This is a genomic window from Methylobacterium sp. 13MFTsu3.1M2, assembly GCF_900112625.1.
GTDB lineage: Bacteria > Pseudomonadota > Alphaproteobacteria > Rhizobiales > Beijerinckiaceae > Methylobacterium.
Map to the genome: position 1 here is coordinate 102,971 of NZ_FOMM01000017.1, position 12,885 is coordinate 115,855.

Consider the following 12,885-nt stretch of genomic DNA (forward strand, 5'->3'; position numbering starts at 1 on the left):
TTCAGGGTCGGCGGCGGCCCGCAACTCTGCTAGAGCACGTGGTTCGCCCGACCGGCCCAGACGAGAGACGCCGGATCCGGGACGCGCCGATGGACACGCCCATGACCGACTTCCACCGCATCAAGCGACTGCCGCCCTACGTCTTCGAGCAGGTCAACCGGATCAAGGCTGCCGCCCGCGCGCAGGGCGCCGACATCATCGATCTCGGCATGGGCAACCCGGATCTGGACGCGCCGAAGCACGTCATCGCCAAGCTGTGCGAGACGGCCGGGCGGCCGCGCACGGATCGCTACTCGGCCTCCAAGGGCATCGCGGGCCTGCGCAAGGCCCAGGCGGGCTATTACCAGCGGCGCTTCGGCGTGACCCTGAACCCCGACACCCAGGTGGTGGCGACTCTCGGGTCCAAGGAAGGGTTCGCCAACATGGCCCAGGCGATCACCGCGCCGGGCGACGTCGTGCTGGTGCCGAACCCGAGCTACCCGATCCACGCCTTCGGCTTCCTGATGGCCGGCGGCGTCATCCGCTCCGTGCCGGCCGAGCCGACGCCGGCGATGTTCCCCGCCCTGGAGCGGGCCATGCGCCACTCGATCCCGAAGCCGGTGGCGCTGGTCGTCTGCTACCCGTCGAACCCGACCGCCTACGTGGCGAGCCTCGACTTCTACCGCGACCTCGTGGCCTTCGCGAAGCAGCACGAGCTGATCCTGCTGTCGGACCTCGCCTACGCGGAAGTCTATTTCGACAACAACCCGCCGCCGTCGGTGCTGCAGGTGCCCGGCGCTATCGACTGCACGGTGGAGTTCACCTCGCTGTCGAAGACCTACTCGATGGCCGGCTGGCGGATGGGCTTCGCGGTGGGCAACGAGCGCCTGCTCGCGGCGCTCACCCGGGTGAAATCCTACCTCGATTACGGCGCCTTCACGCCGATCCAGGTCGCCGCGACGGCCGCCCTCAACGGCCCGGACGACTGCATCCACGAGATGCGCAGCATCTACAGGAAGCGTCGCGACGCGCTGGTGGAGTCCTTCGGCAAGGCCGGCTGGACCATCCCGTCGCCCGCCTCGTCGATGTTCGCCTGGGTGCCGATCCCCGAGCGGTACCGGGAACTGGGCAGCCTCGAATTCTCCAAGCTGCTCCTGGAGAAGTCCGACGTGGCGGTCGCGCCCGGCATCGGCTTCGGCGAGTTCGGTGACGAGTACGTCCGCATCGCGCTCGTGGAGAACGAGCAGCGCATCCGGCAGGCGGCGCGCAATATCCGCCGGTTCTTCGACGGCACCGACAAGACGCTGCACAACGTCCTGCCGATGGCCCGGACCGGCTAGACCGGCCCGCGCAAATTGTTGCCGCGGGGCGACAGACGCCGTCAAAGGTGTCGGCGCCCCGCGCCGGCGCTTGTCAGCGCGGGGCGCGATGGCCAGGGTCAGGTGCGGGGGTCTTCCCGCGTCCCGAGTCTCGCATGCGCCGCCTGAACCTCATCGCCGCCCTGCTGCTCGCCGCCGCGGCCTCGGCCTGCGCGCCGAACCCGATCATCGCCCGGGACCCGATCCCTGCGCCAGGGCCGGCGGACGTGTACGCGTGCGACTCGAAGCCGTTACCGGTCAACGCCTTCACGACCGATTGCCGCCCCGTCCCGGCGAGCCCGCAGGTCGTGCTGCGCGCGCGGGGCTGAACCCGCCCGGAATTTCGGTAACCGGTCGATTCGGACGGGCCGGACAAGCCGCCCGCGATCAGCTAGACTGTAGGCCAGATGCCGGCCCGCCCGGCCCCCTGACGGAGCATCGCGTGAGCACCAAGACCCTGATCGCCGCCGGATTGCTCGCCCTCCTGGCGGGGCAGGGCGCCTCGGCCTCCGACGCCGCATACCCGCCGGCGCCCTACCAGCCCCGAGCCTTCGTGTTCACCGCCCCGAACGGCCCGACGGTCCTGCAGACCGAGGGCTGCTGCCAGGTGGTGGTGCCGCCGGGCCGGCCCGATCTCGCCCAGCCCGCCGTGCCGGTGGCCGAGGTGATGAACGGCGGCGGCTTCGGCTACACCGGGTTCGACTACTACAACGACCAGATCACCGAGGGGCGGTTCGGCGCGCGCAAGCGGCCGCGGGAGTACGTGATCGCTCCGTCCTACATCGTGCCGCCGCGCTACTGAGCCGCCGGGCGTTCCGGGGCCTCAATCCTTCTGCGGATCGTGGCCCCAGTTCATCAGCGACATCCGCCATGGGGAGTCGGGGTCCTTCCGGGCCTCGCCGCCCTGCTTGAGATGGCGGTGGACGTAGCCCACGACCTTGCGCATGGCGGCGTAGTCGTCGTCCGTCAGGTCGGCCTTCTTGGTGTCCTTGATGGCCAGGATGCGCCGGCCCATCGCGTGGCCGGTCGACTCGCCGCCGTCCTTCTTCTGGCCGACCTCCCGGCTCGCCGCGCTGTCGAGGTGCTTCCTCAGCGCCGCCGGCGTCATGTTGACGGCCTCGTTGAAGTCCTTCCACGTCGCCGCGTGATCGTCCGCCATCCGCCTGCCTCCCGGGCCGTGTCGCTCGTCCCCGACAACGCGCCCGAGGCTCGCCGGCTCGCCGCCATCCCTGCGGTTGGGCGCCGCACGGGCGACGGGCGACGCGGCGGGCGACGTGGCGGGCGACGTGGCGGGGAAGCGTTTACAGGCCGGGTCACGGGGGGTATCACCCCGACCCGACGAGCTTCCATTCTCTCCCCACACCCCATTCCCGAAAAGCCAGATGCGCGCCGAGATCGAGCAAGCCTCGGATGCCGCCAAGCAGTCTATAGGGCTGCTGAGGAGGCATCTTTGACTGGGATACAGTCGATAAACGCCTCGCGGAGCTGAACGCGGCTTCCGAGGACCCCAACCTCTGGAACGACGCCGAGGCCGCCCAGAAGGTCATGCGCGAGCGTCAGCAGCTCGACGAGGCCGTCACGGCGATCAAGAAGCTCGAGCGCGACCTCGAGGACGGCGCCACGCTGATCGAGCTCGGCGAGATGGAGGGTGACGAATCCTCGATCCGCGAGGGCGAGGCGGCGATCCTAGCCGTCGAGAAGGAGGCCGCGAGCCGGCAGGTCGAGACGCTTCTGTCGGGCGAGGCCGACGGCTTCGACACCTATCTCGAGGTCCATGCCGGGGCCGGCGGCACCGAGAGCCAGGACTGGGCCAACATGCTCCAGCGCATGTATGCCCGCTGGGCCGAGCGCCGGAAGTACAAGGTCGAGGTCGTCGAGATGACCGACGGCGAGGAGGCCGGGATCAAGGGCGCCACGCTCCTAATCAAGGGCCACAACGCCTACGGCTGGCTCAAGACCGAGTCCGGCGTGCACCGTCTGGTCCGGATCTCGCCCTACGATTCCAGCGCCCGGCGGCACACCAGCTTCGCCAGCGTCTGGGTCTATCCGGTGATCGACGACCGGATCGAGATCGAGATCAAGGAATCCGACTGCCGGATCGACACCTACCGGTCGTCCGGCGCCGGCGGCCAGCACGTCAACACCACCGACTCGGCGGTGCGCATCACCCACAACCCCACCGGGATCGTGGTGGCGTGCCAGCAGGAGCGCTCCCAGCACAAGAACCGGGCGACCGCCTGGAACATGCTGCGCGCCCGCCTGTACGAGCTGGAGCTGAAGAAGCGCGAGGAGAAGGCCAACGCCGAGGCCGCCGCCAAGACGGATATCGGCTGGGGCCACCAGATCCGGTCCTACGTGCTGCAGCCGTACCAGCTGGTGAAGGACCTGCGCACCGGCACCCAGTCCACCGATCCGGACGAGGTGCTCGACGGCGACCTCGACCCGTTCATGGAGGCCTCGCTGGCGCAGCGGGTCTACGGCGGCGGTGAGGCGGTCGAGGATATCGACTGAGGCGGCGTGAGCTGCCTCCCCGTCATCACGAGCGCAGCGAAGTGACCCAGGGCGGCGCGCGATCGATCAGCGTGGCGCGACCCTGGATCGCTTCGCTCCGCTCGCAATGACGGCGGTGCTGACAGAGAGCGCCGTTGAGGCCGAAGGATGAGCGCCGGCGGCGCCCATCCTCCCACGCCTCTCAATACCCCAGCGCCGCCCCGTCCTTGCGCGGGTCCGAGCCGGCCGCCAGCGTGCCGGCCTTGCGGTCGATCCAGATGACCTGCCCCCCGCCGAGCGGCAGCGGCGCGCGGATCGCCGGGTGGCCGCGCTCGACCAGCCCCGCCATCACGGCGTCGGAGATCCCGCCCTCGACCTCCAGGCTGCCGCCGTAGGCGAAGCTGCGCGGGGCATCGAGGGCCTCCTGCACGTCGAGGCCCCGGTCGAGGAGGCCCGACAGCAGCTCGACATGGCCCATGGCTTGGTAATGGCCGCCCATGACGCCGAACGGCGCGACGGCCTGCCCGTCCTTCATCAGCATGCCGGGGATGATCGTGTGCATCGGCCGCTTGCCCGGCCCGACGCTGTTCGGGTGGCCGCCCTCCGCGCGGAACGACAGGCCGCGATTGTGCAGCAGCACGCCGCTCTCGGGCGCCAGGATACCGGAGCCGAAGCCCTGGAAGATCGAGTTGATCAGCGACAGCGCGTTGCCGTCCCGGTCGACCACGCAGAGGTAGACCGTGTCCTTGTGGGCGCGGCCCTCGGCCATCTCGCGGGCGATCTCGGGATAGATCTCCGGCTCGCGGGCCCGGCCCATGTCGATCGCGCCGTGGGCGGCGGCCTTCCAGGCGTCGGAGAGCAGGTGCTCGACCGGCACGTTGGCGAGGGCCGCGTCGCCGAACAGCACGTCGCGGTGATGGTAGCCCTGCTTGCAGACCTCGGCGAAGAGGTGGAGCCGGTCGAGCTCCGAGAGCGCGCCGACGTCGTAGTGCGACAGCACGTTCAGCATCATCAGCGCCGCCAGACCCTGGCCGGCGGGCGGGCACTCGTAGACGTCGTAGCCGCGGTAGCGGGTCGAGACCGGCGCGACCACGTCGGGCCGCGCGGCGGCGAAGTCGTCCAGCGTGTGCAGGCCGCCGAGGGCGTTCAGCCGGCGCACCATGTCCTCGGCGACGGGGCCCTCGTAGAAGGCGCGCGCCCCCGCCTCGGCGATCGCCCGGAGCGTCGCCGCGAGCTTCGGCAGGCGGACGACGCTGCCGATCGCCGGCGCCTGCCCGCCGGGCAGGTAGGTCTCGGCGGCGTGCGGATCCGCGGCGACGCGCTCGGCGCCGCGCAGCCAGTCCCAGCCGACCCGCTGCTGGACGACGAACCCGTCCTCCGCGTAGCGGATCGCCGGCTGGAGCAGCTCGCCCAGCGACCGGGTGCCGTGCTCGCGCACCAGCAGATCCCAGGCCGCGACCGCGCCCGGCACCGTCACGGCGTGGGGGGAGGTGGGCGTGATCGCGACGCCGTGCTCGGCGTACCAGTCGGGCGTCGCGGCGGCGGGCGCGCGGCCCGAGCCATCGAGGGCGATGGGCTTGGTGGCGCCCGCGGGGGCGTAGAGCGCGAAGCAGTCGCCGCCGATCCCGGTCATCAGCGGGTCGACCACGCACTGCACGGCCACCGCCGCGATACCGGCATCGACGGCATTGCCGCCCGCGCGCAACACCTCGATGGCGGCGAGCGTCGAGAGCGGGTGCGAGGTCGCGACCGCGGCGCTGGCGGCGTAGACCGGGGATCGGCCGGGGGCGGAGAAGTCTCTCACGGGATGTCCTGCTCTGCTGGGCGACTTAAAGAATCACCGCTTGATGCATATCGCCACCTCGGGATGAGGCGGTGACGGCGATGACGGCGCGGCCTCGTCCATGACGGATGGCTTCGCCGCCTCGTCTCTGCGAGCGCAGCGAAGCAACCCAGTCGCCGCAACGCTGGGCAACCTCGCGCTGCCCTGGGTCACTTCGCTGCGCTCGTGATGACGGCGGAGGCCGGGCTGACCGGTTGTTCCGATCGAGGATCGCCTGGACGATCACGCGTGCTGCCCTCTCGGCAGCGCCACCCAGTGCCCCGGCGCCACCTCGGTGAGCGGCCCGTCGGGCGGCTGATCGTGGCCGGCGAGATCCCGCGCGGCGAGGCGGGCGCGCTCGTCGGCCGGGTGCGGCACCGGCACCGCGGCGAGCAGGCGGCGCGTGTAGGGGTGGCGCGGATCCTCGTAGAGCGCGTCGGCCTCGGCGAGCTCGACGATCCGCCCGCGCCAGAGCACCGCGACCCGGTGGCAGAGGTAGCGCACCATCCGCAGGTCGTGCGAGATGAACAGGTAGGACAGGCCCATCTCGTCCTGCAGGTCCTGCAGCAGGTTCACCACCTGCGCCTGGATCGAGACGTCGAGCGCCGCGATCGGCTCGTCGGCGACGATGAAGCTGGGCTTGAGGGCGATCGCCCGGGCGATGCAGATGCGCTGGCGCTGGCCGCCCGAGAACTGGTGCGGGTAGCGCCCCATGAACCGCGGATCGAGCCCGACCCGCTGGAACAGGGCGGCAACCGCCTCCCGCCGCTCCGGGCCGCGCATGTCCCGCCGATGCAGCTTGAACGCCTCCGCGACATACTCGCCGGCGCTCATCCGCGGGTTGAGGGCCGCGTAGGGATCCTGGAACACGGTCTGGATCCGCGCGCGCATCTTGCGCATGGCGCCCGCTGAGAGCTTGGCGAGGTCGGTGCCCTCGAAGGCGATCGTGCCCGAGGTCGGCGGGTTGAGCATGGTCACGGCCCGGCCGATGGTCGATTTGCCGGAGCCGGACTCGCCCACGAGGCCCAGGGTCTCGCCGGGGCGGATGTCGAAGCTCACGCCCTCGACGGCGCGGAACACCGCGCCCTTGCCGCCCCACCAGGAGCGGAGGGGATAATGCTTGGACAGGTCGCGCACCGAGACGACCGGCTGCTGCGACGCGTTCATCGCGCGGCCTCCTCACCCAGGAGCTTTGGCAAATCGTACCAGGCGGCGACGAGGTGGCCCGGAGCGGCGCCGGGCGCCTGCGCCAGGGGCGGCATCTCGGCCCGGCAGCGCGGCGTCGCGTAGGCGTTGCGCGGCGCGAACGGGTCGCCCGGCGGGAGATGGCGCATGTCCGGCGGCGCGCCCTCGATCTGGTGGAGGCGCCGCCGCCCGGCGCGGCCGCCGGAGAGATCCGGCAGGGACCGCAGCAGGCCGAGCGTGTAGGCGTTGCGGGGATCGGCGAAGATGTCGTCGACCGGGCCGCGCTCCAGGATCCGGCCGGCATACATCACCTGCACGGTGTCGCTGATGCCCGCCACCACACCGAGATCGTGGGTGATCCAGATGATCGCCATGCCGAGCTCACGCTTCAGCTCCTGCACCAGGGCGACGATCTCGGCCTGGACGGTGACGTCGAGCGCCGTGGTCGCCTCGTCGGCGATCAGAAGCTTCGGCCGGCAGCTCAGGCCGATCGCGATCATCACGCGCTGGCGCTGGCCGCCGGAGAACTCGTGCGGGTACTGGTCGAGGCGCGCGGCCGCGTTCGGGATGCGCACGAGGTCGAGCAGCTCCCGGGCCCGGGCGCGGGCCGCGCGGGCGTCGAGGCCGAGATGGATGCGCAGCGGCTCGACGATCTGCGCCGCCACGGTCATGCCGGGGTTGAGCGAGCTCATCGGGTCCTGGAACACGAAGCCGATTGCGCCGCCGCGGATCTTGCGCAGGTCCCGCTCCTTCAGGGCGAGGAGGTCGCGTCCCTCGAACAGCACCTGCCCGCCGGTGATGCGGCCAGGCGGGCGCGGGATCAGGCCCAGCATGGCCAGCACGTGCACGCTCTTGCCGGAGCCGGACTCGCCGACGATCCCCAGCGTCTCGCCCTCGTGCAGGGTGTAGGACACGCCGTTGACCGCGTGGACCGCGCCGCCGTCGGTGTCGAAGGCGACCGCGAGGTCGCGGACGTCGAGGAGGGGCTTCGTCATCGCGGCCGTCATGTGCGCTGCCTCGGATCGAGGGCGTCCCGCAGGCCGTCGCCGAACAGGTTGAAGGCGAGTACCGCGAGGAAGATCGACAGGCCGGGCCAGATCGCCATCCAGGGCGCCTCGTCCATGAAGTTCTTGGCGGTGTTGAGCATCGCCCCCCAGGACGGCTCGGGCGGCTGCTGACCGAGGCCGAGGAACGACAGGCTCGCCTCCGCGATGATCGCGGCCGCGATGGTCAGCGTCGCCTGCACGAGGATCGCCGGGACGATGTTGGGCAAGATGTGGACCCGGGCGATCCGCCAGGGTGGGTTGCCCATGGCGCGCGCGGCCTCGACGAACTCCTCCGCCGCCACGGCGCGCACCTGCGCCCGGGTCAGCCGGATGAAGGTCGAGGTCGCCGAGAGGCCGATCGCGATCATCGCGTTGACGAGGCTCGGGCCCAGGAAGGCGGCGAGCGCGATCGCCAGGATCAGGAACGGGATCGCCAGCAGCGCGTCGGTGAGCCGGGAGATCGCGCCGTCGATCCAGCCACCCGCGTAGCCGGCGAGCAATCCCAGGGGCAGGCCGAGGGACACCGCCAGCGCCACCGAGACGAGGCCGGCGCCGAGCGAGGCCCGGGTGCCGAAGATGATCCGTGAGAGCACGTCGCGCCCGACCTCGTCGCCGCCGAACGGGTGCGCGAGGCTCGGGGGGCCGCGGACGTTGCCCCAGTCGGTGGCTGTCGGGTCGTAGGGAGCGATCCAGGGCGCGAACACCGCCATCAGCACCAGCAGGCCGACGATGACGAGGCCCACGACCGCGCTCCGGCGCGCGCGCAGGCGTCGCCAGAAGGCCGCGAGGGTGCCGGGCTCCTGGATGAGCCCGTTGGCGGGGGCGCCGGACGGGGCGGCCTCCAGGCCGACCGCCTCGGCGCGGGCGATCTCGCTGCCGGTGCTCATGCCCGCCTCAGCTTCGGGTTCACGGCCGCCGCGAGCAGGTCGGCGGCGAGGTTCAGGGCGATGTAGGTGGCGGCCGTGCAGATCACGACGCCCTGCACGGTGGCGAAGTCCCGGTTGAACACCGCATCGACCATCAGCTTGCCGAAGCCCGGCACGGAGAAGACCTGCTCGGTGAGCACCGCTCCGGAGAGGAGCTGGCCGAATTCCAGCGCCCCCAGGGTGATGATCGGGATCGCGGCGTTGGGCAGGGCGTGCCGCAGAGTGACCCGCAGCGGCGAGACGCCCTTGGCGCGCGCGGTGCGGACGTAGTCGGAGCCCAGCACGCCGAGCATCGCCGCGCGGGTGTGGCGCATCATCACCGCCGCGATGGCGTTGCCGAGCACGAAAGCCGGCATCGCCATGGCGGCGAGGTTCTCCGACAGGCTCTCGAAGGGCGAGACGTAGCCCGAGGCCGGCAGCCAGCCGAGCTCCACCGAGAACAGCAGGATCAGCAGGATCCCGAGCCAGAAATTCGGCACCGACAGGCCCCAGAGGGCCACGCCGTTCGCGATCGTGTCGGCGGCCTGCCCGCGCTTGACCGCCGAGAGCACGCCCATCGGCACGCCGATGGCCAGCGCCACCAGCATGGCGAGGCAGGCGAGTTCGAGCGTCACCGGCAGCTTCTCGACGATCAGCTCGGAGACCGGCTTCTGCAGCCGGATCGACTCGCCGAGATCCCCCCGCAGCACGCCGCCGGCCCAGTAGGCGTAGCGCACCGGCAGGGGCTCATCGAGGTGGTATTTTTCCCGGATGAACGCGATCACCTGCGGGTCGCGCTCCTCGCCGGTGAGCGCCGTGGCGACGTCGCCCGGCAGCAATTGCTGCAGGGCGAAGATGATCATCGAGGCGAGGATCAGGGTCGGGACCGCCAGGGCAAGGCGCCGTGCCAGAAACCGCAGCATCAGTTCAGCTTCAGCCCGGTGAAGCGCACGAGCCCGTCCGGGTAGGGCACGAAACCCGTGATCTTCTGGCTGTAGGCCCAGAGCAGCTTGCGGTGCAGGATGTAGATGCCCGGCCGGTCCTTCAGGACCTGATCGGCCAGGGCCTTCCAGGCGGCCTTGCGCTTGGCCGGATCCACCGTCCCGCGCTCCGCCTGGAGGGCCGCGTCGGCTTCCGGGCTGCAGTACTTGGGATAGTTCAGCGCCGCCTTGCAGGCCAGGAAGCTGAACGTGTTGCCGTCCGGGTCCGAGCGGCCGCTCCACGAATAGAGCTGCGCCTCGTAGTTGCCCTTGTCGGCGGCATCGAGCGCGGTCGTGAAGTCCACGGCCTGGATCTTCACGTCGAAGCCGGCCTCCTTGGTCATCGCTTGGATCACCTGGCCGACCTGTGGCGACTCGCTGTTGGCGTAGACGGTCAGCGTGATCTGCGGGTTCGGCTTCCCGGCCTCGGCCAGCAGCGCCTTGGCCTTGGCGACGTCCCGCTTCGGGATCGGGTACTCGGCGACGTAGTTCGGGTTCTTCGGGTTGACCCACTGGTTCCCGGCCAGGAACTCGCCGTTGTAGACCACCTGATTGATGGCGTTGCGGTCGATGGCCGCCTCGAACGCGGCGCGCACCTTCGGGTCGGAGACCGGCGAACCGGCCTTGTGGGGGTTGAACAGGATCTCTTGGAAGCCGAGCTCGTAGGTTGAGTCGAGCTTCAGCTTGGCGTCACGCTTCACCTGTGCCACGTCGGTGGGGGCGAGGCGCTCCAAGAGGTCGAGCTGACCCGCGCGGAGGTTGGTGAGCCGCACGGTGGCGTCGGGGATCGGCCGGAACTCGATCCGCTGGATGTGGATCGCGTCCTTGTTCCAGTAGTCGGGGAAGCGCTCGACCACGATCCGGTCCTGCGGCACCCGCTCGACGAACTTGTACGGACCGGCGCAGACCGGCGCGGAGGCGAACTTGTCGCCGAGCCGCTCGGCGGCCTTGGGCGAGACCATCATGCCGGCCCGGTCGGTGAACTGCGCCAGCAGCGGCGCGAACGGCTGCTTCAGGTTGATGCGGAAGGTCAGGTCGTCGACCACGTCCACGGAGTCGATCGGCGCGATCTCCGAGCGGCGCTGCGAGCCCGGCATCTTCATGTGCCGCTCGATCGAGAACTTGGCGGCGGCGGCGTCGAGCTTCTCGCCGTCGTGGAACAGCACGCCCGGACGCAGGTGCATGGTCAGCGCCTTCTCGTCGGGCGACAGCTCCCAGGAGGTGGCGAGCTGCGGCACCGGTTTCAGGTCCGGGCCGATATCCACGAGCTTGTCGCAGAGCGCGGCGAACACCATCCGGCTCGCGAAGGTCCGGGCGAGCGTCGGGTCGAGGGCGTCCGGATCCTCCATCATGCCGTAGCGCAGGGTCTGCGCGGCGGCGGGCCCGGTGAGGGCGAGCCCGGCGAGGAGACAGGCGGCGTAACGCAACATGAGACCGATCCGGGTGGAGGCGGGAGAAGCGGAGCGGACCGGCCGGTCCGTTCCGGAGGCGGCCGGCAGTGTTGCGCGGCCGTTTGGCATGCACAATCCCAGGCAGCATCCATGCCATACAATCAGGATGCATCTTTTATTCAATCCGCGCCGCCAGCCTCTGAGGCCACCGTTTCGAGCCGGCCGGCGGCGTTCGATGACGGCGCGACCGCGCCAAGGTCGAGATCGGCCTGCGAACAGCTTCGTGAGCGCCGGATCTGCGGTGCGACTTAGATCGGGATAAGTCAAATTTTACGCATTGCTTGAACAGGCCAGAAGAAAATTCGGCCCCAGAAGGTCACCGATGTATTCTTTATGATGATGCGGGTGTGATGGTCCGGCGGCACATCGTCATGTTGCCCGCGTTGTGCTGGAACCAGCGGCGTCGCGATTTCTACGCCGTGACCGCCGACGTCTCGACCGAGGGCATCCGGTTCCGCTCCTCGTCGCTCCTGGTGCCGGGTGAGCATCTCACCTGCAGCATCCGCCATATCGGCACGCTCGAGGCCCGCATCGCCCGCGTGGCCGGTCAGGAGTTCGTTGTCTGTGTCCGCGGTGGACGCGCGACTCTCACTGACGTTGCCCGTCAGTTCGTGACGCTGGCAAAGGCCCAGGACCTGCAACCCGAACCGATCCGCGCGCACCGTCGGATCGTGCCGAAGCAGAAGATCGTCCAGATCACCACTTCATCGGGCGAGGCCCTCCAGGGACACGTCCTCAACGTTTCGGCCTCCGGCGTCGCCCTGCTCGTCGATCACGCGCTGGAGATCGGGGCGATGATCCGGGTCGGGCGAAAGACCGCCACCGTGATGCGCCACTTCACCCACGGTGTCGGAGCCGCCTTCTCGGAGCCGTTCGCGCCGTCCGCGGTCCACGAGGCGATGTCGCTCTGAGGGCCGCCCGCGGATCCGGGCGCCGCCGCGGAGCGGCGATCGTCGGCCACCGGCCCCTCGCAGAGGCGGCGGAAGGGCGCTACAACTTCGCGGGTCCAGCGAAGGATCACCGATGAAGCGACCGCTCTCCGCCCGTTCCGCCACATCCCTGGCGCTCCTGCCGGCCGCACTCGTCCTGCTGCCCCAGGCGGCCTTCGCCCATCCGGGGCACGGCACCGCGACGGGCGCGGAGGCGGGGTTCCTCCATCCGCTCCTGGGCGCCGACCATGTTCTCGCGATGGTCGCGGTCGGCCTCCTCGCCAGCCTGCGCGGCGGACGGGCGCTCTGGGCGCTGCCCCTGTCGTTCCTGGCGTTGATGAGCGTGGGGGCGGGGCTGGGCATGGCCGGCGCGGTGCTGCCGCATGTCGAGCTCGGGATCGCGCTGTCCATCGTCGTGTTCGGCCTCGCCGCCATCGTCGGCCTGCGCGCGCCGGTGGCCCTGCTGGCTGCCCTGGTCGGGGTCTTCGCGGTGTTCCACGGCTACGCCCACGGCGCCGAGATGCCCGAGACCGCCTCCGGCCTGTCCTTCGGCCTCGGGTTCCTCGCGGCCACCGCGCTCCTGCACGCCGCGGGGATCGGCCTCGGCGCCGCGGCGTCGCGGATCGGAGCGACGCGGGCCGCCCCGGCCCTCGGTGCCGGCCTCGCCGCGGCCGGTCTCGCGCTGCTGGCGCTCCCCGCCTGAGCGCCGTACCCGACCCGCTCCGGAGCCCCGGCCGGGC

At 70.7% G+C, this 12,885-nt stretch carries 13 protein-coding genes; 6 read left to right on the forward strand and 7 right to left on the reverse strand.

Going from position 1 to position 12,885, the window contains the following annotated elements; translation table 11 throughout:
* The first annotated feature begins 101 nt into the window (after positions 1–101).
* The 3 genes from BM314_RS17980 to BM314_RS17990 all read left to right on the forward strand — a co-directional run bounded on the left by BM314_RS17980 (position 102) and on the right by BM314_RS17990 (position 2,139).
* Positions 102–1,319: an LL-diaminopimelate aminotransferase gene (locus tag BM314_RS17980; RefSeq protein ID WP_026604561.1), complete on the forward strand. Its 1,218-nt coding sequence runs from the start codon at positions 102–104 to the stop codon at positions 1,317–1,319.
* Positions 1,320–1,453: 134 nt separating this feature from the next.
* Complete coding sequence (locus tag BM314_RS17985; RefSeq protein WP_020090818.1) at positions 1,454–1,666, forward strand: hypothetical protein; 213 nt, start codon at positions 1,454–1,456, stop codon at positions 1,664–1,666.
* A 113-nt stretch (positions 1,667–1,779) separates the two neighbouring features.
* Positions 1,780–2,139, forward strand: coding sequence for a hypothetical protein (locus tag BM314_RS17990; protein WP_020090817.1), 360 nt, complete (start codon positions 1,780–1,782; stop codon positions 2,137–2,139).
* Between the two features lie 21 nt (positions 2,140–2,160).
* Here the strand turns inward: BM314_RS17990 and BM314_RS17995 are convergent, their stop codons facing one another.
* On the reverse strand, positions 2,161–2,496 hold the full coding sequence (locus BM314_RS17995) for a DUF3140 domain-containing protein (protein WP_091979330.1): 336 nt from the start codon (positions 2,494–2,496) through the stop codon (positions 2,161–2,163).
* A gap of 223 nt (positions 2,497–2,719) precedes the next feature.
* Here BM314_RS17995 and prfB point away from each other — a divergent pair.
* Positions 2,720–3,848 (forward strand): peptide chain release factor 2 gene (prfB, locus tag BM314_RS18000; RefSeq protein ID WP_107353640.1). Its coding sequence is split into 2 segments (ribosomal slippage): positions 2,720–2,788 and positions 2,790–3,848, totalling 1,128 coding nucleotides; the frame shifts between segments, so codons are not numbered across the junction.
* A gap of 181 nt (positions 3,849–4,029) precedes the next feature.
* On the opposite strand, the gene ggt is transcribed toward prfB, so the two are convergent.
* The 6 genes from ggt to BM314_RS18030 form a co-directional block, all read right to left on the reverse strand.
* Complete coding sequence (ggt, locus tag BM314_RS18005) at positions 4,030–5,631, reverse strand: gamma-glutamyltransferase (protein WP_091979332.1); 1,602 nt, start codon at positions 5,629–5,631, stop codon at positions 4,030–4,032.
* A gap of 261 nt (positions 5,632–5,892) precedes the next feature.
* Positions 5,893–6,816: an ABC transporter ATP-binding protein gene (locus BM314_RS18010; RefSeq protein WP_091979334.1), complete on the reverse strand. Its 924-nt coding sequence runs from the start codon at positions 6,814–6,816 to the stop codon at positions 5,893–5,895.
* Positions 6,813–7,829 (reverse strand): ABC transporter ATP-binding protein, encoded by a 1,017-nt coding sequence (locus BM314_RS18015; protein WP_244534798.1) that lies wholly within the window; start codon positions 7,827–7,829, stop codon positions 6,813–6,815. The genes BM314_RS18010 and BM314_RS18015 overlap by 4 nt, the downstream gene beginning before the upstream one ends.
* 8 nt (positions 7,830–7,837) lie before the next feature.
* Positions 7,838–8,767 (reverse strand): ABC transporter permease, encoded by a 930-nt coding sequence (locus tag BM314_RS18020; protein ID WP_056531468.1) that lies wholly within the window; start codon positions 8,765–8,767, stop codon positions 7,838–7,840.
* On the reverse strand, positions 8,764–9,708 hold the full coding sequence (locus BM314_RS18025; protein ID WP_091676321.1) for an ABC transporter permease: 945 nt from the start codon (positions 9,706–9,708) through the stop codon (positions 8,764–8,766). The genes BM314_RS18020 and BM314_RS18025 overlap by 4 nt, the downstream gene beginning before the upstream one ends.
* The gene (locus BM314_RS18030; protein ID WP_091979335.1) at positions 9,708–11,195 is read right to left on the reverse strand and encodes an ABC transporter substrate-binding protein; all 1,488 of its coding nucleotides are present in this window, start codon (positions 11,193–11,195) and stop codon (positions 9,708–9,710) included. The genes BM314_RS18025 and BM314_RS18030 overlap by 1 nt, the downstream gene beginning before the upstream one ends.
* A 392-nt stretch (positions 11,196–11,587) precedes the next feature.
* On the opposite strand from BM314_RS18030, the gene BM314_RS18035 reads away from it, so the two are divergent.
* Both BM314_RS18035 and BM314_RS18040 read left to right on the forward strand, forming a co-directional pair.
* Positions 11,588–12,127: a PilZ domain-containing protein gene (locus BM314_RS18035; protein WP_106735895.1), complete on the forward strand. Its 540-nt coding sequence runs from the start codon at positions 11,588–11,590 to the stop codon at positions 12,125–12,127.
* 112 nt (positions 12,128–12,239) lie between these two features.
* Positions 12,240–12,848 (forward strand): HupE/UreJ family protein, encoded by a 609-nt coding sequence (locus tag BM314_RS18040; RefSeq protein ID WP_091979337.1) that lies wholly within the window; start codon positions 12,240–12,242, stop codon positions 12,846–12,848.
* The last annotated feature ends 37 nt before the right edge of the window (positions 12,849–12,885 follow it).

Excerpts from the sequence above, each read along its gene's own strand:
- BM314_RS17980 (WP_026604561.1), top strand. The coding sequence starts at position 102 with ATGACCGACTTCCACCGCATCAAGCGACTGCCGCCCTACGTCTTCGAG.
- BM314_RS17985 (WP_020090818.1), top strand. The coding sequence starts at position 1,454 with ATGCGCCGCCTGAACCTCATCGCCGCCCTGCTGCTCGCCGCCGCGGCC.
- BM314_RS17995 (WP_091979330.1), bottom strand. The coding sequence starts at position 2,496 with ATGGCGGACGATCACGCGGCGACGTGGAAGGACTTCAACGAGGCCGTC.
- BM314_RS18010 (WP_091979334.1), bottom strand. The coding sequence starts at position 6,816 with ATGAACGCGTCGCAGCAGCCGGTCGTCTCGGTGCGCGACCTGTCCAAG.
- BM314_RS18015 (WP_244534798.1), bottom strand. The coding sequence starts at position 7,829 with ATGACGAAGCCCCTCCTCGACGTCCGCGACCTCGCGGTCGCCTTCGAC.
- BM314_RS18020 (WP_056531468.1), bottom strand. The coding sequence starts at position 8,767 with ATGAGCACCGGCAGCGAGATCGCCCGCGCCGAGGCGGTCGGCCTGGAG.
- BM314_RS18025 (WP_091676321.1), bottom strand. The coding sequence starts at position 9,708 with ATGCTGCGGTTTCTGGCACGGCGCCTTGCCCTGGCGGTCCCGACCCTG.
- BM314_RS18030 (WP_091979335.1), bottom strand. The coding sequence starts at position 11,195 with ATGTTGCGTTACGCCGCCTGTCTCCTCGCCGGGCTCGCCCTCACCGGG.
- BM314_RS18035 (WP_106735895.1), top strand. The coding sequence starts at position 11,588 with ATGTTGCCCGCGTTGTGCTGGAACCAGCGGCGTCGCGATTTCTACGCC.
- BM314_RS18040 (WP_091979337.1), top strand. The coding sequence starts at position 12,240 with ATGAAGCGACCGCTCTCCGCCCGTTCCGCCACATCCCTGGCGCTCCTG.